This is a genomic window from Bacillus sp. FCW2 (genome assembly GCF_021228595.1).
In the GTDB taxonomy this organism is placed as follows: Bacteria; Bacillota; Bacilli; order Bacillales; family Bacillaceae; genus Bacillus; species Bacillus velezensis.
In genome coordinates this window covers 170,805-191,395 of sequence record NZ_CP089436.1, presented here as the reverse complement: position 1 = coordinate 191,395, position 20,591 = coordinate 170,805, and the positions used below count along the sequence as shown (strand labels likewise).

General features: G+C 50.0%; 14 protein-coding genes. 6 read left to right on the top strand and 8 right to left on the bottom strand.

Translation table 11 applies throughout. The features are described 5' to 3' along the window. Positions 1 to 10: 10 nt before the first annotated feature. The 4 genes from sbcC to addB form a co-directional block, all read right to left on the bottom strand. The gene (gene sbcC, locus K3G25_RS00990) at positions 11 to 3,403 is read right to left on the bottom strand and encodes an exonuclease subunit SbcC (RefSeq protein WP_029973170.1); all 3,393 of its coding nucleotides are present in this window, start codon (positions 3,401 to 3,403) and stop codon (positions 11 to 13) included. Then, positions 3,400 to 4,572: an exonuclease subunit SbcD gene (sbcD, locus tag K3G25_RS00985; RefSeq protein WP_007409169.1), complete on the bottom strand. Its 1,173-nt coding sequence runs from the start codon at positions 4,570 to 4,572 to the stop codon at positions 3,400 to 3,402. The genes sbcC and sbcD overlap by 4 nt, the downstream gene beginning before the upstream one ends. Positions 4,573 to 4,636: 64 nt before the next feature. Continuing rightward, complete coding sequence (gene addA, locus K3G25_RS00980) at positions 4,637 to 8,341, bottom strand: helicase-exonuclease AddAB subunit AddA (protein ID WP_232489729.1); 3,705 nt, start codon at positions 8,339 to 8,341, stop codon at positions 4,637 to 4,639. Then, positions 8,328 to 11,828 (bottom strand): helicase-exonuclease AddAB subunit AddB, encoded by a 3,501-nt coding sequence (gene addB / locus K3G25_RS00975; protein ID WP_202729491.1) that lies wholly within the window; start codon positions 11,826 to 11,828, stop codon positions 8,328 to 8,330. The genes addA and addB overlap by 14 nt, the downstream gene beginning before the upstream one ends. A 140-nt stretch (positions 11,829 to 11,968) precedes the next feature. Between addB and K3G25_RS00970 the strand changes: the two genes are divergently transcribed. The 5 genes from K3G25_RS00970 (at position 11,969) to K3G25_RS00950 (ending at position 16,641) form a co-directional block, all read left to right on the top strand. Further along, positions 11,969 to 12,682 (top strand): DUF421 domain-containing protein, encoded by a 714-nt coding sequence (locus tag K3G25_RS00970; RefSeq protein WP_017417413.1) that lies wholly within the window; start codon positions 11,969 to 11,971, stop codon positions 12,680 to 12,682. A gap of 68 nt (positions 12,683 to 12,750) precedes the next feature. Further along, entirely contained in the window at positions 12,751 to 13,260 is a 510-nt protein-coding gene (locus tag K3G25_RS00965) for a ferritin-like domain-containing protein (RefSeq protein ID WP_007610501.1), read from the top strand. Between the two features lie 223 nt (positions 13,261 to 13,483). After that, positions 13,484 to 14,104 (top strand): TetR/AcrR family transcriptional regulator, encoded by a 621-nt coding sequence (locus tag K3G25_RS00960; RefSeq protein WP_174747698.1) that lies wholly within the window; start codon positions 13,484 to 13,486, stop codon positions 14,102 to 14,104. A gap of 15 nt (positions 14,105 to 14,119) precedes the next feature. Beyond that, positions 14,120 to 15,316 (top strand): MFS transporter, encoded by a 1,197-nt coding sequence (locus K3G25_RS00955; RefSeq protein ID WP_014417364.1) that lies wholly within the window; start codon positions 14,120 to 14,122, stop codon positions 15,314 to 15,316. 167 nt (positions 15,317 to 15,483) lie between these two features. Then, a complete protein-coding gene (locus tag K3G25_RS00950; protein WP_022553582.1) occupies positions 15,484 to 16,641 on the top strand; it encodes an AbrB family transcriptional regulator in 1,158 nt (385 codons plus the stop codon). A 36-nt stretch (positions 16,642 to 16,677) separates the two neighbouring features. Here the strand turns inward: K3G25_RS00950 and K3G25_RS00945 are convergent, their stop codons facing one another. The 4 genes from K3G25_RS00945 to K3G25_RS00930 all read right to left on the bottom strand — a co-directional run bounded on the left by K3G25_RS00945 (position 16,678) and on the right by K3G25_RS00930 (position 20,051). Then, positions 16,678 to 17,199 (bottom strand): MarR family transcriptional regulator, encoded by a 522-nt coding sequence (locus K3G25_RS00945; RefSeq protein WP_012117244.1) that lies wholly within the window; start codon positions 17,197 to 17,199, stop codon positions 16,678 to 16,680. A gap of 88 nt (positions 17,200 to 17,287) precedes the next feature. Next, the gene (locus tag K3G25_RS00940) at positions 17,288 to 18,766 is read right to left on the bottom strand and encodes a monooxygenase (RefSeq protein WP_014417362.1); all 1,479 of its coding nucleotides are present in this window, start codon (positions 18,764 to 18,766) and stop codon (positions 17,288 to 17,290) included. Between the two features lie 146 nt (positions 18,767 to 18,912). Continuing rightward, positions 18,913 to 19,428 carry a signal peptidase I gene (lepB, locus tag K3G25_RS00935; protein ID WP_003155158.1) on the bottom strand — a complete coding sequence of 172 codons (516 nt, stop codon included), beginning with the start codon at positions 19,426 to 19,428 and terminating at the stop codon, positions 18,913 to 18,915. Next, positions 19,425 to 20,051, bottom strand: a complete 627-nt coding sequence (locus tag K3G25_RS00930) for a TVP38/TMEM64 family protein (RefSeq protein ID WP_063636863.1) — start codon at positions 20,049 to 20,051, stop codon at positions 19,425 to 19,427. The genes lepB and K3G25_RS00930 overlap by 4 nt, the downstream gene beginning before the upstream one ends. A gap of 152 nt (positions 20,052 to 20,203) precedes the next feature. Here K3G25_RS00930 and K3G25_RS00925 point away from each other — a divergent pair, with 152 nt between their 5' ends. Further along, entirely contained in the window at positions 20,204 to 20,563 is a 360-nt protein-coding gene (locus tag K3G25_RS00925; protein ID WP_014417360.1) for a YhjD family protein, read from the top strand. Positions 20,564 to 20,591 lie beyond the last annotated feature (28 nt).

The following is a 20,591-nucleotide window of genomic DNA, read 5'->3' as shown; positions in this document are numbered from 1 at the left end:
CTTCTCCTTTCTACATGATCTCCAATGTGACCCGGGTGCCTTTCCCGCCCGGTTCGGACGGATGAACGATTAATTTTTTCGGCAGACGCGCTCTCAGCTCCTGCACATGGCTGATCACTCCGACGGATAAGTTGTCCGATTGCAGCTTTTCGAGCGCTGTGACAACGGTGTCTAGGAGCCCTTGGTCAAGAGTCCCGAATCCTTCATCTAAGAAAAAGAATTGCAGCGGGTATTGCCCCCGCAGCTGAATCTGGGCGGACAAGGCAAGCGCAAGCGACAGCGATGTCAGAAACGTCTCCCCGCCGGAAAGGCTTGATACGGGCCGTTTGACGCCTCCGTTCGCGTCATCACGCATGACGAAACCGCCTTCTGAATCGACTAATATGGCGTACCGCTGCCTTGTCAGCGCTCCGAGACGGGCAGAGGCGTCCCGAGCCACGCTTTCCAGCTGTTCTTCCGCTAAAAATTCGACGAATGTATTGCCTTTACATACAGACTGGAGCTTATCAAGCCTGTCAATCTGTGTCTGCCAGCTTTTCAGTTCGGCTTCAATCTCTTTAAAGCGCTTATGCTGTTTTTGCATAACCGCGAAGGCTTTTGCCTGTGCTCCTTTTTCCTCCATGGCGGCGCCTGACTCAGCCTCTGCCTGCTTCAGCAGAGAAACGGATGCTGTCCATTCTTCCTCTGATATCCGGCGCTCGGCTAATTTATCAGTAACACGGCTGATATTTGCCGATAGCTGTTTTGAGGTGTCCAGGAACTCATCAATTTCTTTTTTCATTTCCTCTGCACGCCCTTGCGGAAGCAGACTTTTTTTGACTTGGTCCGGCTCGGTAAATCCGGTGTCTTTTGACCTCAAGCGCCAGTCGTTTTGCGCTTTCTCAAGGGAGGTCTCAGCATCCCTGAGTGACATGAGACTCCCGGATTCCCGGCCTTTTGCGTCATTCAGTGATTGCTGCGCCTGCTTCAGCGCGTCGAATAGGGACTGCTCTTTCGATTTTAACAGCTGTAATTCCTGCCGCACCGCTTCAAGCTTTGCGGAAATTGATGTTTCTTCAGCTGCTGTTCCGAGCTCTTGTTCATATCCGTCAATCACCTGCTGCAGGCGCTCCGACGCATAGTGAAGCTCGAGCCGTTCCCGTTCAAGCCGATGCTTCATCTCCTGCAGGCGTTCTTTCTCCTCTTCATGTTCCTTGAGGAATGCGATGCTTGTTTCAATGCGCTTCTCACATTCTTCTGCCTGCCTGTCCTTCTCATCTATCGAAGCCTGCCAGGAGTCAATCCGGTTTGGCGGAATATCACCGCAGACTTCGTTGTACTGATTCAATCGGCTTTCTGACAGCGATTCAAGCTCTTCTAATGAATGTCTGAGACGGTCGGCTTCTTTTTCCTCGTAGCGGATTCGTTCGGCAAGCTGCTCAGCTTGTTTCACCGTCTGCTGATGCGCGCTGATCAGTCTTGTGACCTTCTCTTTTACCGACAGCATATCCTGTTTCATTTGTTTCCATTCCAAGCGGACGGCGCTGAACGCTTCATCAAGCGGGCGTCCGCTGATGGAAGAAGCGGCTTCCAGCTCCGGAACCCGGGCGCTTTGCAGAAACGGACATTCTTCGGTAAAACGCCCCGACTGTTCTTCTAATGCAACCTTGGCTGTCAGCACTTCCTGAGAAAGAGCCGCCGCCTCAGAAAGCAGCGCTTCAACCTGCTGCAACTGTTCCTGCACAGCCGTATCAGGCGAGAATGTTTCATGAGCGGAACGCGGGCGGTCATGCTGCGTCGAGCCGCATACAGGACAAGGCTTTCCTTCGATTAGTTTTTCCGATAATTCTTTTGTTAATGCAGCCGTTCTCGCTTCCTCTGAGCGCCTGCGGAGATCAGCTTGCGTTTTGTCAGCCCGTTCGGCTGCGGCTTTCAGTGAACGTTCCGTTTCACAGACCATATGGTAAACGGTTTGAAGCGTTTGATAAGCGCGCGTAATGTCTTCCTCTTCCGTTTTCGCTTTCGCTGTGAGCGACTCGCTTTCTCCGTTCAGCTTCTCCACGTTTTTCAGCTGCATTGTCAGATTGGCCCGTTCTTTCGTGATTTGTTCCTGTGTCTGCTGAAAGCCCGCCGCCAGCTGTGCTGCGGTCTGGCATTTTTTCCGTTCATCGGCGGTCACTTGAACTGCTTTCAGCTCTTCTTTCAGCTCATTCTGCCTGTTTTGGCCGCGGGTCAGGCGGTCTTTCACTGCGGCCAGCTGTTTCGAGGCGGCTTCGTATTCTTTCTCTTTTTTGCTGTGTTCCGCATTTGTTTTTTCCGCTTCTTTTTTCGCTTCAAGCAGTTTTTGTTCTATGGCTGAAAGTCTTTGATACAGCTCTTCTTCCTTGACAAGCTTCGGCTCCTGTTCGGCCTTATGGGCCCGCCATGCTTCATAGGCTTCATTTTGCCGGGTAAATGAAACGGTTTCCGCCTCTGATTTCCGTTTGGCCAGTTCGTGCTCCTGTTCGGCGCGCTGCTTCCGGCGGACGGCTTCTGTGTAGCGGTCTGCGTACGGCTCAAGGGCGAGAGCTGTTTCAGCCTCTTTAAGACGCTCAGTCAAATCCGTGATGTACGGGCGTCTTTCCTCAAGCTTTTTCTCCCGGCGCTCATATTCATCTCTTTCTGTCTGCAGGTTCCAAATTTCCTGGTGATTCTCAAAACGCTCTTTTGCCCGGACCCGTTTCTTCTCAGCTGCTTCAAGCCGTTCGTTCGCTTCGTGAAACTGCTGTTCAGCCTGCTTCAGCGCATCTTCTCCTGCGTCTCCGAGGCCGGATTGTTCGGCCAGCATTTCATTTTTTTTCGCTGCCGCTTCCTGCGCCCGCCGCCGCAATTTTTTGACAAGCCTGTCCCCGTACTGTTCCAGATTAAACAGGCGCTGGAGCATATGTCTTCTTTCCGCGCCTTTAAGCGACAGAAACTCGGCAAACTTTCCTTGCGGCAGCACGACGGCTCTTGTAAAGTCGTCAATGGTCAGGCCAAGAAGCTCCTCTACCTTTTTGTTCACTTCATTCGCTTTATCGGCCAGCACCGTTTGTTCGTCTTTGATTTCAATCAGGCGGCAGAGGGCGGTTTTTACTTTCGTTTCATCCGTTCTCTTAAAAACGCGCTCGACCTTGTAGGAAACCCGGTGGCCGGATTGAAGCGCGAATGTAAATGAGACGGCGAGCTGATCTTCGGCATGATTCAGGATTCCGTGTGTATTATTTGCGGCGCGCTCCACTTTTCCGTATAAAGCGAGTGTCATGGCATCAAGGATCGACGATTTTCCGCTTCCCGTCGGCCCGAAAATCCCGAACACCCCGGCTCCTGACAGTCCGGCAAAATCAATGGTCTGTTCCTCCCTGAAGCTGTGGAGCCCTTTTATCGTTAACAGAATCGGCTTCATGTCGCATCCTCCTCATCATCTGCTGACGCAAGCTCTAAAAACAGCTTGACCATCTCCTCATCCGGCACGCCGCCGCCCGTTTGTTTTTCATAAAACTTCTTAAATCGATCCTCAATTGATGTGTGTTTCACTTCAATCCGGTCATTTTCGGTCTCTTTTTCTTCAAAAACCGGCCTGATATGGATAAAGCCGGGATGCGCCTTTCTCAGCCGATGAATTTCCTCGAGAGAAAGCTGATCCGTCAAATGGATATCAAGATCAATCCAGGCATTCCGGTCACGCCCTTCATCAAGCCAGCCGTGAACCTCGCTCAGCCCCTGCGCTTTCCATTTGACGAGCGGTTTACCGGAAGACAGAAAAATCTCTTCCCACTTTGCTTCTCCGCCGGGCTTCGCTTCTACCACCGTCACCGATTTGGCATAACCGGCTTCCGAAAAGCTGTATGCCAGCGGAGAGCCTGAATAACGGGCAGCCGTCTTGGCGCGCTTGATCGTTTGCGGACGGTGGAGATGGCCGAGAGCCACGTAAGCCGCATCAGCCGGCAGGCTGTCAGCGGCAACTGTGTAAGCGCCCCCGACTTCAATCGGACGCTCTGAATCGGTCTGATTTCCCCCCGCGACATAAATGTGGCTCGCCGCAATTTTCACGGCATCGTCCCGGCACAGTCCGCACATGTGAGCAAACGCCTCTCTGATTTTGACATCGTAATGATCGCGAAGAAGCTTTTCCTCAAACGTATCAGAAAGCACTTCGTTTAATCTCGCCTCTGACGGATATGCCAGCGCGGCTACGGCTAACAGCTCGTCCGCCGACGGCACCTCAATATGCACGGGTTCTGTCCGCGGATAGCCGATTAAATGAATGCCGCGCTCATTTGTTAACGGAGAAGCCGCCGCCAGCCTGTCGGGATTGTCATGGTTTCCGGCAATGACGACGACCGGTCGTTTTCCGCCGTCAGAAAGCGCGGAAAGACTTTCATAATACAATTGTTCAGCGAGCGCAGGCGGGTTGACCGTATCAAATACATCCCCCGCCATAATGACCGCATCAATGTTTTCTTCCTTGACAATGGTATTCAGCTCTTCCAATACCTCGGCCTGCTCGCTCAGCCGGCTTCTGCCTTCCAGCGTTTTGCCGAGGTGCCAGTCAGCTGTATGTAAAATGCGCATACCGCATTCACCTCACTTTTTGATAGAAAAAAAGATCCGCTCCAAAAAGGAGCTTCGGATCTTGTTACAGTGTAAGAACGTGACCTCCATCGAAGAAATAGAGCGCACGCCCTTTCACTTTCGTTTTTGTAATTTGTTCAACCGCTTTTGTATACAATTCGATTTGTGTTTCATACCTTTTTTGCAGAATCGGAGCCGCGCCTTCAAATCCGTTCCGGAATTTCCCCTCTATCCGATCTGTTTTATAGTCCAGCAAATAGAGGCCGTCCGCCGTTTCGTAGAGGCAGTCAATAATCCCCTGCACGAGCAGCGGTTCACCGGCCGTTTCGGCATCCTTGTACACCTCGCCGGCCGGAAGCGCCATACTGAACGGCACTTCCCGGTCAATCCGCAGCGCCCCGAGAAGATCTTTCCCGATTTCAGTTCCGAAAAACTGAACAATTTCTTCTATATCAATAGCTTCCTGCTGCTCTTCTGTCAGCAGCTCTTTTTCGTAAAGCATCCGGACCGTCCGCTCCGCTTCTTCGGCAGTCGGCACGTGCGTCAGCGGTATGTGCTGCATCACCGTATGCATCGCCGTTCCTTTTTCGGCGGCTGTCAGCCCTTTTTTCATCATAAAACCGGGACGCCTGTATAAAAGCGTGTCTCCTGACGGTTTGATGAGAGAGCGGCCGCTGTATTCATCCTCGTATTCTTGCTTTCTCTTCAGCTCAGAAACTGACTGCTTCGTTCTGATAGCCGTCAGCTCTCGGTACGGATATTCCCATTCAAGCAGACGGCGCGCCTGATCATCAAATGAAAACGAACCAGGAATCGGCTCGCCCTGCTGTATTGCTTTGAGACGTTTGCTCTTTTCTTCAGCACGTTCTTTTGGATTCTCTTCCAGCAATTCACTTTGCTGCAGCATCCGGATGTGAAAACGCGATGGGTCGCGCGCGATATCCTCAGACGATGAAAGTCCCGGCGTCCTGTGCGCCTCCATGTCACGGTGGCGGATGAGCGCCGGCCCGATAAAGTCCAAATAAGATGACGCCTGATAGCGGTCGAATTCAGAAAGAAGCCAATCAGCCCGGTCTGCTTGCGCCTGCCATTTGGCCAGCTGTTTTTCCCGGTTTTTGCAGGAACCGATGAGAAACAGCTTTTCCTTCGCTCTGGTCAGCGCCACATACAATACGCGCAATTCTTCCGATAAGAGCTCTCTGCGCATCTTTTTCTTCATCGCCACAAGCGGCAGAGTCGGATAGCTGATTCTGAGTTCCGGATGAATATACTTCGTGCCGAAACCGAGCTCTTTATCAAGCAGGTATGATTTGTTGAGATCCATCATATTAAAACTTCTGCCGAGTCCGGCGGTGAAAACGACGGGGAATTCAAGTCCTTTGCTGCTGTGGATCGTCATCAGCCGAATGACATCCTCCTGCTCGCTGAGCGCCCGGGCCGTCCCCAGATCATCACCGCGCTCCTGCATCCGTTCAATGAACCGCAAAAAGCGGAATAACCCGCGGAACGCCGTCGCTTCGTACGAGCGCGCCCGGTCATACAAGACGCGCAGATTGGCCTGACGCTGCTTTCCGCCGGGCATGCCGCCTGCATAGTCAAAATATCCGGTATCGCGGTATACTTCCCAAATCAGCTCAGACACCGAATGATTCGTCGAAAATGACCGCCACTTTTGCAGACTGTCATAAAAGGTTCTCAGTTTTTGATACAGGTCATCATGCCTGTCACCGTTCGCTATATATGCTTTCAGCGCTTCATAAAACGGCGCTTTTTTCTTTTCAAGGCGTATCAGCGCAAGTTCATTTTCGTCACATCCAACGATGGGCGAGCGCAGCACGGAAGCAAGCGGAATATCCTGATACGGATTATCAATCACCTTCAAGACTGAAAGCGCCGCAGCCACCTCCACGGCTTCAAAGTAACCCGACGTCAAATTGGCGTACACCGGAATGCCCTGGTTTTTCAGCTCTTCCATTAATTGCGGCGCCCACGGCATGGAGCGCAGCAAAATCACGATATCCCGGTACTGGATATTCCGGTGTGTTTTTGTTTTGCCGTCATATACCTTAAACGGAGATGAGACAAGCTTTCGGATCTCCCCGGCTATCGCTTTCGCTTCCCAGTGCACGGTTTCAAAGTCTTCGGCATCCTCGGCGCTGTCTGCGTCATCAGCGCTGTCAATCAGCAGCAGTTCCGTTTTTGCCGCGTCATTCGGCGGATACGATGCGCCGAGCTTCAATGCCGCCTGTTCATCGTAGTCCACTTCGCCGATTTTTCCGCCCATCAGCTGCTTAAACAAGAAATTCGTACTGTCCAAAATATCGGAGCGGCTGCGGAAATTTTGGTTCAGATCAATTTTCTGCCCCGCGCCTTCCCCGCTTTCTGTAAACCTTTTATATTTCCCGAGAAACAGCAGCGGCTCAGCAAGTCTGAAACGGTAGATCGATTGTTTGACGTCGCCTACCATAAACAGATTTCCCGCCTCTTCATTCCCGCTTTTAACAAGCTGCAGGATAGACTCCTGCACAAGATTGGTATCTTGATATTCATCAACCAGAACTTCATGAAACTGGTCTTGATAATAAACGGCCGCTTCGCTCGGCACCCGCCGGCCTTCTTCATCAACCGCAGTTAAAATCGCCAGGCAGTAATGTTCCAAATCTGAGAAATCAATAATTGATTTTTCTTGTTTCGCCGCTTCAAATCGTTTTCCGTACGATATCACGAGCTGAACGAGCGTTTCGATGACAGGCTTCATATCTGTTAAACTCTTTAAGTGATCTTGCGGACTTCTTGTAAAGTAATCTGTCTTTACCTTTTCGATCAGTTTCTTCGCGCCGTTTCGCAAATCGGTCGCTTCGTCCAAAAGCGCTTTGTCAAATTCATCACCCTTTACCGCCTTCGCCCGCTTAAATGAGACTGCGGGAACCCGTTCATACAGCGCATCGAAGTCATGCCGGCAGCTGATCAGCTCTTCTATCTGCTGAAGGTCATCCAGAAAATTATCAGCACGCGGCGCCGGCCCGCCGGGCGCTTTTGTCAGTTCAAGCGCCTTCTCAAGCTTTTGTTTTGCCCCGAAGAGCGCCATTTCAACATCTTCTCTCACATACTGGTAAAACGGAAGCTCTTCTATTTTGCTTTCTTCCGTCACGTCATACAGGCGGACAAAGCTTTGCAGCCACGCTTCCGGGTCAGGATGCGACCGGGAATACTCGTACACCCGTTTGACAAGGTCTTGAAGATCCAGATCATGCCTGTCTGTCGTATATCTGTCCGCAAGCTCAAAAAACGCCTGATTCCCTTTTGCGTATTCATCTTCAAACAGCTCATCAAGCACTTCGTCTCCGAGCAATTCGCCTTCCGTCTGGTCAGCCATCCGAAAACCGGGGTCAAGATCAATCATATAATAATATTTTTTAAGCACTTGCAGACAGAAAGAGTGAAGCGTCGAAATGCTCGCCCGATTTAATAGAGAGAGCTGCCGTCTGATATGCAGAGATCCCGGATTTTTGGCGAGCTCTTTTTCTAATGCTTCCGCGATCCGATGCTTCATCTCCGCTGCTGAGGCGTTTGTAAAGGTCACCACAAGGAGCCTGTCAACATCAACCGGATCTTCCTCCGCGGTTATCTTTCTGATCATCCGTTCCACGAGCACGGCCGTTTTACCTGATCCGGCTGCGGCAGCGACCAGAATATCGCGCCCGGAAGAAACGATGGCGCTCCATTGGTCATCCGTCCATATGCTGTCTTTCGGTTTAGGAATTTGCATCATCATCCGCCTCCTTCTTCAGCCAATCCAGTATGGTGCCGTCTTTTTCCGCTTTCAGGCTGCGGTATTCATTTTCCTTAAGCGACTCATCAAACTGGCATACCGATTGAAACGCACAGTACGTACAAGGCGTCTTATCTTTCAGCTTATACGGGGTAATGGACACAAGCCCGTCCGTTATCGCTTCGCCCGCCTGTTCAAATGTCCGCCGCACATGGTCTGTCAGCAGATGAAAGTCCTGTTCGCTGACCGCGGCTGAGTCGGATCTTAAAGAACCGTCCTTTTTCAAACCGGCATTGACGATATTTGAACGCCCTTCCTCCAACGTCGTGTCCATCAGGCTGATCGCCTCCCGGTCACCGAGGAGAAGGCCTTTCATTTTAAATTTCTTGAAAATTTCCTGCTCGATTTCATCAAGCCCCATCGGCAGACTGGCCTGAATCATCGGATCATGAATATGGAAATACAAAACGCCTGCCGGTGTCGCTTTCATGCCGAGCCAATCCGCGGAATGTGTAATCGATAAGTCAAGATATGTGAGCATTTGCAGAGCGAGCCCGTAATACACCTCAGCCAGATCAAGCCCTCTGTCGCTTGATTTATAATCAACGATTCTCAGCAGCAGGCCTTTTGAGCTTTCCGCTTTATCCACGCGGTCGATCCGTCCGACGAGTTCCATCGTACAGCCGTTTTTCAGCGTGAAAGTGAGCGGAGGCAGCGGCCCGCTTCCGCCGAAACCGAGTTCAAGACCGACCGGGACGAAACCGCTCGCCTTCGCATGCTCGCTTAATATGCCTGAAACACGAGTGACGATCTTCTGCAGTTTTTCCTTCACATAAAAGTGTCTGTTTGAGCTGAGCAGAATCTCTTTTTGCAGCTTTGGCGCAAGCCGTTCCACCGCTTCATAGGAGAAATTCCGGCACTGATCTTTCGTCAGATCGCGCCATTCCAGCTTCTGCTCACGAAGCCGGTCTGAAATCAGCTTCAGGCTGGAGTGAAACAGCTGGCCGATATCCGGCGCTTCCAGCTTGAAAAACTGCCGCTCTTTTAATTGAAGCCCGTGAGATGCAAAATGAGAGAACTGGCAGGCATTAAACGCCTCCATCCGGGAGACGCTTCCTTTAATATGCTCGCCGTAAAGCTGGCGCGAAACAGGCCGTTCAAGACGCTTCGCCTCATTGCGGAAAAACAGGCTTGAAAACAGCTTTTTCGCACGCCGGTGATCAGACTCTTTCATCAGCACATTGTATGCGCTCCACCATACGTCACTGATCTCGTACTCTCTTGTCCACAGCCTGAGCTGACTTGCCGTATATGTCTGAGCCACCTGTTTATTGACGAGATACTGAAGCTGCTCTTCTTCGCTTACCTGCTCGGGATCAGCCGCTGACAGCTTTTCCTGATGATCGGGAAACAGCTCGCCAAGCCTGTTTACAACGATTGACGGCAGGAGCGTTTTTCCTTCCGCATCGGCAATCGGGTATGACACATAAAGACGGTCAGACGGACTCGACAGCGCCATATAGATGAGAAAATGCTCATCAAGCAGCCGCTCACGCCCCGCGGAAGACAGCTCCACTCCGACCGCTTTCAGCCACTCCCGGTCATCATCAGACAGCACGCCGTTTTCATCCGGGCGCGCCGGAAGAACGCCGTCATTGGCCCCGACGACGAATGTGCAGGACGTGCCGTACATTCTTGAGAGATCCATATTCCCTACAAATACTTGGTCAAGCGCAGGAGGAATTAAAGAAAAATGAAGCGATTCCGTTCCCGTTTCAAGCATTTGCTGGAACAGCGCCAAAGATATTTCATCTTCACCCATCATGCCGGCAAACTCCTCGAGAAGCTGGATAACGGCATCCCACGCCTGGCCGTGCTGCTGCGCTTCGATCATGTTTCCGGCCTCTTCGGCCCGCTGCCTTTTTCGGTCCAGCTTCAGGGGAACATCGGTATCTTCCAAAAAGAGATAAAGAGCCTCCGCCATGCTTTGAACCGTTTTCGCCTTTTTCATCCGGTTTTGAAGCCGGACAAGGGGCGCGGCCATCCACTCTTTCGTCTCATTCAGCATTTGCTCCATCTCTATTTCCTGATCTGTCTGCGCGAAATCCTCATCGAGCGATACGAAGCGCCTGTATACAAACCGCTCGCCGCTCGTCCAGCGCTCCCCTTTAATGCCGTAGGCGATACAGTAGTTTTCAAGCTGATCAACCTGCTCTCTTATTTTCTGCTCCGGCTGATCAAGCGGGAATAACAGTTCGGTTTTCGCACAGCGGAACACCGCTTCATATCTCCAGTTCCCCTTCACGACATCCAGGCTTGAACGGATGAATTCAATAAGCGGGTGATGCTGCATAGAAGCTTTTCCGTCAATAAAATAAGGAAGCCCGTAATCGGCAAACACTTCCTTCAGCAAATCTTTATAATCTTCCGGCTGACGGATGAGAATCGCCATATCTTTGTACCGGTATCCTCCGTCCCGGACAAGTGATTGAATTTCCCGGGCAATACCTTCAAGCTCAGCTCTTCTGTTTTGCGCCTGCATGACGGTAAAAGCTTCCTGTCCGCCGGTGTACGCCGCGGCGGGACGCACATCGTACTGCGACTCTATACAGGCAAGCTCCGGCACATGCCGATGCCGCTTCGTGCCATGCAGTTCCTTGCAGGAAATATCGGCATTCAATTCCTTTGCCGTCTGATAAAGCTTATAGTATGTGCTTCCCGTCATTCTGAACAGATCGAGCTCATCCGGTGCCTGTTCCGCCGAAGGACTGTCCGCCGTCAGCGAGAATGTGACATGTTCAGCATGCATGATCAGCTGCTCCAGCACCCTTAATTCCTGCGGCGTAAATTGATAGAATCCGTCGACGTAAACACGGGCGCCTTTTACAACGTCCGCCAAAGGAATCTGCTGAGCGAGCAGCGTCAAATAATCCTCTGAATGCAAATAGTGTCCGGCGAGGCTTCTTTCCATCTGCTGATATAAAATGCCTAAATCATGAAGTTTTTCAGACAGCATCCGCTCTCCGCGATATTCTGACGCCGTTCCGCTTTCCGCCATGCGGCGGACGTCTTCAGGCTCAATACAGTACCGCTTAAACTCTGTCAGCATCCGTTCCACCTGCTCAGTGAACCCGGTTTTGTCACTCGCTTTTTGATACACTTTAAACTCGTGCTTATGTTCTTCAATCAGTTTCCTTAAAAGCATCTGCACACCCGTCGTCGTCACAAACGGGCGGTTCATGCCCCCGGTATGCTGAAGCACGCGCCACGCCAAACGCGAAAAACTGAACACTTGAGCGCGTATCATGCCGCCGATATCCGGCGTTTTAGCAAGCTCATATTCCATTAAAAACGTCATTTGATCCGGGACTAGAAAAATGATCGGTTTCCCGAACGGCTCCCGGCGCAGTTCATCTTGAATGCTGTCGATAATCAGCCTCGTTTTCCCACTCCCCGATCTGCCTACTAAAAACTCAACACCCAAATTAGAAGACCCCTCTCTTTTTATCTTTCTACATTTTATCGAAAGTTGACGAAAATGACCAATCTCATCTGCTGGTAAAAACGGGATGACTGTTTTAAAAAGTATCGCTTCTGACCAAAATAAAGAAAAAAGGACTAATGATGATGTCAGAATATCCCGAAGTGATTGTACGGACGGCTCTGTCGTTCAGCATTCTGTTTATCGGCGCCCGGATACTCGGTAAACAAACCATTTCACAGATGACGCTTTTTGATTTCATTGCGGCCATCTCGCTCGGCGCCATCACGGCAAATCTGTCGTTTAATACAAAGCTGCCGATTCATTATAATGTCATTGCCTACATTATTTTCGTGGCAATCATTTACCTTGTCGCATATCTTTCTATGAAAAACAGGGCCCTTAGGGGTTTCTTTGCAGGCAAACCGACCATTATCATTCAAAACGGTAAAATACTTGAGCATAATATGAAAACGATGCGTTATACCATCGACTACTTGAACCAGCAGCTGCGTGTAAATGACGTATTTGACATTTCTCAGGTTCAGACTGCCATCATTGAAACAAACGGCAGCATGTCAGTGGAGGTCAAACCGGAATTTGCGCCCGTTACAAGACAGGATCTCGGCATCTTTGCCGGACATGAAAAGAACTTTGCCGTTGAGCTGATTATGGACGGCCGGCTGGTGATGAAGAATCTGGAAGAAAACCACGTATCGGAAAAATGGCTGAGAGAAGAATTGGACAAGAGAAACCTCAAACCGGAAGACGTCGTATACGCTGTGCGCGGAAGCAACGGCCGGCTTTTTGTCGACACATACGACGACCATATTACATCGCCGCTAGATCAAGAATAAAAATGACATCCGCACATGTCACGGGCTGCCGCCGTATAATACCCTATAAACATCCGGGGGTGAGTCCAATGCACGAGAATTTTTTTCATTATACAGCCATCTGCAGTGACGATTCTGTGCTTATCAAGGATCTGGTAAAATCCATAAACGGTGAATACAGCGCTGTGATTTGCTACTCAATATTAGCCGAAAAAGCGCCGACCGCAGAAATCAGAAGACGAATCGAACATATCAGAGAAGAAGAAGTGCGCCACCTGCACGCTTTCTCTTCACTATATACGTCAATTACCGGAAAACAGTTGACGCCGAAACAGACGGAGCATTGTCCGCACACATACAGAGAAGGACTGAGGGCGGCGTTTTATGATGAGCAGAAAACGAATGATTTTTATTTGCAGGCATCCGATAGAGCGGTGCATCCGGAAGCGAAGCGGTTATTTGCCCGCACGGCATTTGACGAGCAGCGTCATGCCGTCTGGTTTTTATACGATATGGCCCACTCTCCTTTCCACCATACAGGGGGAACGGTATCAAACGCGCCGAACACAAGCTACACCGAGGTAAATACCGGAAAATAACGGTTCAGGCAGACCGCAGACAACCCCCGTTCTTTCAACATGAGAGAATGGGGTTTACTTTTCGAGCCGTTTTTATACTCCCTCTAAACAATGGATAACTTCTTCATTGTATAATCAGCAAAAACCCTTTATAATAAAATAAACCAACTGGTCGGTTTCAAACGAACCGGGCCCCGCTTTGCCGGGACAACGATATGAATGAGGCGGAAAGGATCTGTGTGAAGTGACAAATACAAAAGGCGGTGCCGGAAAGAGCGAAAAGACGAAGAACAGGCTCGTATCCGCTTCGCGTGACTTATTTGCAAAAAAAGGATATTCAGAAACATCGATTCGGGATATTTTAGAGGCGGCCGAAATCAGTAAAGGCAATCTATATCACCATTTTAAAGGAAAAGAGTTTCTGTTTCTTCATATCATGGAAGAGGATCACCGCGTGATGATCGAGACGTGGAGGGAAATGGAAGCTAATCTGAAAGATGCTGCCGAAAAGCTGACGGGCTTTGCGGAGCTGCTCAGCCGGATGAGCATCAATTACCCGCTTATGAGAGCAAGTGAAGAGTTTTATGCGAGTGCGTTTACGTCAGAGGAGGTCGTAAAGCGGCTCAACAAAATTGATATTGAATATGACGATGTGATGAGGGAGATCTTAGAAGAGGGAAATCAAGACGGCAGCTGGTCCATTCATCATGTCGAATCAAAAGTGAAAATCCTGCTATCCGTCTTCTACGGTTTAGATGTGTTATATAAAAACGATACCATTCAGCAAAGAATCGAATTGCAAAAAGAAGCCATCTCCGCGTTTATTCACGGGTCGATCAGCGCTGATAAACAGAATGACAGCTGACAAAGGAGAAACAACATGCAAAAACCGATCAGAGAACAAAAGGCTGTACTCATCATCTTATTAAGCAACATATTTATTGCTTTTTTAGGCATCGGATTGATCATTCCCGTTATGCCGCTGTTTATGAATGTGATGCACTTGACGGGCAGCACAATGGGATACCTTGTCGCTGCCTTCGCCGTCGCGCAATTAATTGCATCCCCCATTGCGGGGAGATGGGTTGACCGCTTCGGCAGAAAAATCATGATTCTCGCCGGACTGTTTTTGTTCGCATTATCCGAACTGACCTTCGGATTGGGCACACATGTCTCCATTTTATATTTCGCAAGGGTGCTGGGGGGCATCAGTGCCGCTTTTATCATGCCCGCTGTTACAGCGTATGTCGCAGATATTACGACGGTGCAGGAAAGATCGAAGGCGATGGGCTATGTATCTGCCGCCATCAGCACAGGGTTTATCATCGGGCCCGGCATAGGAGGATTTATTGCCGATCACGGCGTTCGAATGCCGTTTTTCTTTGCGGCGGGAATTGCATTTATCGCAGTGATTTCCTCTGTCTTTATGCTGAAAGAGCCGTTAACTAAAGAAGAACGCGCAAAGCAGATGGAAAGCGTCAAAGAATCAACCTTCTTAAAAGATTTGAAAAAGTCGATTCATCCAAGCTACTTGATCGCCTTTATCATCGTCTTTGTTTTGGCATTCGGACTGTCGGCGTACGAAACGGTATTCAGCTTATTTACAAACCATAAATTCGGCTTCACGCCAAAGGATATCGCCATTATTATTACGTTCAGCTCCATTGTGGCGGTCCTCATTCAAGTGCTCGCATTCGGCAGACTTGTCAACTTCCTCGGGGAGAAAAAAGTCATTCAGCTTTGTCTGATCATCGGCGCTGTGCTGGCTTTCGTTTCTACGGTGATGTCAGGATTTTTGCCCGTGCTCGCTGTCACCTGCATCATTTTCCTTGCGTTTGATTTACTGCGCCCGGCACTGACTACTTATTTATCGAAAATCGCAGGAAATCAGCAGGGGTTTGTTGCCGGTATGAACTCAACATACACGAGTTTGGGCACCATTTTCGGCCCGGCTCTGGGCGGTATTTTATTTGATATGAATATTCACTTCCCGTTTCTGTTCGCAGGTGTGGTTTTATTTCTCGGTCTGGGATTGACCTTTGTGTGGAAAGGAAAAGCGGGCGAGGTTTCGGAGTAGGGTGCACTCACCCATCTCCGGAGCTTTTTTTATGTTTGTGATAAGAAAAATGAATGGATTATGAGAAATAATTCATTATTTATTTATCTCAAAATCTATACTATAGTAATAGTAAGGTTAACGAGCTTAACAATTTAATATGAATGTTTCAGGAAGAAGGGTTTTCATTGAAGAAAGACAAACATCTCCTTACGGATATCTGGTTTATTCTCATCAGTGCGGCAGGGGGGTTTCTTCTTTCGCTTACAGGGATGTCGATCGCCTGGATGCTCGGAACGCTGGCCGCCGGCTGCATCCTCTCCATGACGAGGCCCCGCTGGCTGTTCATGGCGCCTGACAGAAGAGGGATTCACCGCAGATGGCTTGCGGCGGGACAAATGATCCTCGGCATCGAACTCGGCCAGAAACTGAACCTGTCCGTTCTGTCGGTTTTACGGGAGCATTGGCTTCCGGTAGGCTTCATGCTGATTTTCTCTATCGTGATGGCGCTTGTTTCCGGATATGTGCTCTTTCGGTTCAGCCGGACGGACATGATGACAAGCTTTGTAGGCACGGCGCCGGGCGGTTTATCCGCCATGCCCGGTATCGCCCAGGAAGTCGGCGCAAACACCGCGATTGTAAGCCTTATTCAGCTGACGCGCGTCCTTTTGGTCGTCATGACAATACCGTTTCTCGTCATTTTCTTATTTACCAAACAAAACGGTACGGCTCAGACATCAGCCGGAGCCGTTTCGGCAGGAGCTTCACATCCGGGCCTTATTCCCGTCTTGTTAACGGCCGGATTTATTTTGGCTGCCTGGCTTGCAAGCAAAGGCGCAAAACGGCTGAAATTTCCCGCCCCTTGGCTGCTCGGCAGCATGATCGGCGTTGCTGCTGCGGAAATCGGCGTGTCCGCCTTGGCGGGCAAAGACATGCTGGCCTGGTGGCCGCCGGAAGCGAACCAGCTGTCACAAATTTTTCTCGGCGCCACAATCGGATCAAAAATGTACAAAAGCATGTTCACCGGCGTGACGAGAGTGCTGACCGTCGGATTTATTTCTTCCGTCGGATTAATCGCCGCCATGATTCTGAGCGCGGTTGCGGTTTCTAAATTAACGGGCATCTCCATGATTACATCTGTTCTCGCCTTTTCTCCCGGCGGGATCGCCGAGATGGCGGCGACTTCGATCACCCTGCACGAAGACTCGACTTTCGTCGTCGCGGTTCAGGTCATCCGGATCGTTCTCGTCATCGCCATGCTTCCGCCCTTCTATCGGCTGCTGCACCACCTTTCTCAGCTGAAACGGGCACACGGCGAAAGAGGCCGGGCAGAAAGAGGAACATGATCCGAATAAAAAAACACGCATCCATATGCGTGTTTTTTATTTGAACAGCTCTCCGCCGCCATTTACAGACCGCCAGTTTGCTGAAAGATCACGGAACAGCCGTTCAGCAAATAACAGTTCTTCATCTGTATAGCGGTCTAAAAACGCCAAGAGCCGCTTTTTTATCAATTCATGATATTCATGATGAAGGGAATGCAGCTCTTTCCCGGCAGGAGTCAGCCGGAAATAGACTTCTTTTTTATTGTCGCTCAGCCGGGTTCTGCGCAGAAAGCCGGCTTCCAAAAACTTCGCGCAGCTTCTCGACACGGTCGGCTTTGTCGTCTTCATTTTTTCCGCTATTGACGTGACATTGATCGGTTCATGATCTCCGATACACGACAAAATGTGAATTTCCGTCAAGGTCAGCTGTAATTTTTTCCCGTTTTCTTCACGGAGTTCGTCCATCCGTCCGGCCAACGACGCCCTGATGTCCTCCTGACACCTCTCCTGCTCGTGAAAAATATCTGTCAGCCCTTCAAGAATCATGTGTTTTGCATGGTCTGGCTGTCTTCTGTCCAACTGCTGAGTCACCCTTCCGTATTGATTGTTTCTTTTACTATAACGTTTTGTTACACAAGAAACAATCACATAGGCGCATAAAAGGGTATCAGATGAACCCCCATCTCTCCAAACCGGCCAGAACGGCTTCTTCCGCTTCACGTCCCGAGCCGCCGGCTGCCCATGCCGCGTGGCCGTCCGGCCGGATTAAAACGGTGTGGACGTCATCCCAATCGGCACGTGTTTCAGCAAGATCCGCCCTGACAGCTGCCACGCTGTCCGTATCAATACCGGCGGGAATGCTCCCTCTTAATGACAGAAGCACAAAGGCGCCCTTATGAAGAAAATCATACAGCCGGGCCGGCCGCCCGTCATGAAGGGTCAATTCGATATCCGGCAGGCGTTTTCCGTTCAGGGTATGCGGCGGCAGCTCCGCATCCGGTTCATAATGCAGATCAAGCGCGGATACTTTTCCCGCCAATAAACGGTTGGACTCCTGAAAATCCAGCAAAGCGGTCATCGTTTCTCTTAATGCCATCCCCGACTCGGTAAAATCCATGAGCTTTATCTGGGTTTTTATATTGTGCAACACTTCTTTTCCTGTGCTGTGCCTTTCCTGATGATAGCTGTCCAGAAGATGAGGCGCCGCTTTCCCCTTCATTTGCGCCGCCAGCTTCCAGCCGAGGTTGAAGGCATCCTGAAGCCCCGTGTTCAGGCCTTGGCCGCCTGCGGGAAAATGAATGTGCGCCGCATCACCGGCCACAAAAACCCGGCCGGAGCGGTATTGTTCGGCCTGACGCTCGGCATTGCCGAACCGCGACATCCATACCGGATCACTCAATCCGAAATCAGTGCCGCATATCCGCCGCAGGTCTTCTTTCAGCTCATTTTCAGTGACCGGCTCTTCCTTCCGCTTTTGCGGAGCGTGCGGAGAAACGATGAGGACGCGGAAAAGTCCGTCCGTAAGAGGGACAATCACAACCGATCCCTCCAGGCGGCACGTTGACAAAAAGGAAGATTCGGGCGGATGTTTCAAAGCGGCATCACAAAGGGTTCCTGTTAAGTCGGCATCAGTGCCCGAAAAAGCGATGCCCGCCTGTTTCCTGACAATGCTCCCCGCTCCGTCTGTACCCGCGGCATAAAAGCTGTGAAGAGTGCGGATACCGCTTTTGTCCCGGAACACCGTCTCCACTCCGTCATCCGTCTGAGTGACAGCCACCGCTTCCGCCCCGCGGATGATGTCTGCGCCGAGACTTGATGCATACTCCTCCAAAATCCGCTCCGTTTCTGCCTGAGGCAGCATTAACGAATAATTCTGCTTCGTATCCAGCCGAGAAAAATCCAGCCGTGTATCCAGCATGGAAAAATGGCCGGAAGACACCTTCGTCCCTTTTTCCAAAAAGCGTTCCAATATGCCTCTCATGGCAAAAAGCTCAAGTGTGCGCGGATGCATGATAAGCGCTTTGGAATATGGCACCGTCTTCTTCAATCGTTCAATGACAGTCGTTTTCACTCCGGCCAGCGCCAGTTCTGATGCAAGCATAAGCCCGACCGGACCTCCCCCGATAATGGCAGTCTGTGTTTTCATCTCATCAGTCCTCTTTCATATTTTTTGTTACACACGTAACAATATCACCAAAAATAAAACGCCTCTTTTTTGTTTCGCGCGTAACAATTTTCATTATAGTCTTTCCTCTGCTTTTTGACAATAATTTCCGAAAAAAAAGACGCCGTTCACTTGGCGTCTGATTCACTGATGACTCCGACAATGTCTTTATCCTTAATCGGACCGAAATGACGGCTGTCGAGGCTGTATATGCGGTTGTCGCCAATAACAAAGTATTGTCCCTTCGGTATGCTTTTGCGCCCGGTCGTTTCCTTCAGCGTATAATCACCGGTCACATGGCTCCCGGCGGACAATGATGACTTTAACGGTTTTAAAAACGGTTCCGCCACCCGTTTTCCATTCACATACAGCTGATCCTCCCTGTATGCGATTGACTCGCCGGGGAGCCCGATGACTCGTTTGATCAGCACTTTGCGGTGCGGGCCTTTAAACAGGACAATATCGAAACGGCGGATCGTTTTGTAACGATGGGAAAACTTGTTGACCATCAGCTCATTTCCTTGTTTAAAGGTCGGATTCATGCTGATTCCTTCGACTTTATAATCAATAAAAATGGCATTCTTTAATTGTATGGCCAAAACAACGATAAGCACGCCGGCTATAAACCAAAATCGTTTTTTCAAGATTCCTGTCTCCCTCCGTCTTTCTCATGCTGACTGATTCTCGTCTGTAAACGCCGTTCGATATGCTTTCCGGCATACCACAGCACCGCGATCACCGTTATGGCGCCCGCCATCCTGAAAGGCTGTGTCATGAGTGCGTGAAGATCATACCCGATAAAGCTGATCATAAAGATCATGACCATTTTCCCCATAGCGGCTGCTGATATAAACTGCAGCGCCCCCACCCGTGACAGACCGGCAACGATATGAACCGCAGCGGACGGCGTAAAGGGGAAGCAAAGTAAAATAAACAGCGGACCGAAACCGTGCCGCTCAACCCAGAGCATCATCCGCCTTATGGTCCGATGCCTGCGGATGAAACCGAAAGCTCTTTTCTGTCCGAAACGGCGGACGGCATAAAACATCAGCATCGATCCTGCCGCAGATCCAAGCCACGACAGAAAAAAACCTTCCCACAAACCAAATGCATTCGTATTCGCCACCACAAATACAACGAGCGGCAAAAACGGAAGAAACGCTTCAATAAAAGGCAGTGCAGCCGCAGCCGCCGGGCCGAAAGCTCTATAGCTTTGGAACCATTCCGTCAGCTGTTCCTCAGTCAAATATGATAAAAAATGCTCCAACGTTTATACTCCTTAACGAGTTTGTCTATCCTTATTCTACACATTATCTCCAAAAAACGAAAATGTTTACGAGATTTTCCGACTTGAAATATCGTGTAAGCGAGTATAAAATAAGAACAAACGTTCTCTTTTTTAAGAAAGAAGGAGTATTTATGCCTGACATCCGGAGCGGCACCCGCGATCTCATCGAAAAAGGGCTGTTTCTGCCCATGGCGGCTGCCATCCTGAACCGGGACCTCGAAGCGCTTGATTCGTGCCCGTTCAAATTAAAACAACCCTATAAACAGCTTATCGGCTGCTCTTTAAAATTAGCACAAAAGGATTTGAGTGATGTTCGAAAAGAGTTAAGAAAGCGTAAAATTAAACTATACGAAGCGGAAAGAGACGAAGCATTTACGCTTTATATATGCACCATTAACGGCTATGAAGAAAAACACCGTTATTTCAACCCGAGAATACGGGAACAGGTAACCGCCTTATTGGAATATTACCTGTCTATTGCGACCATTTAAAAAGCAGCCGGGACTGCTTTTCCTTTTC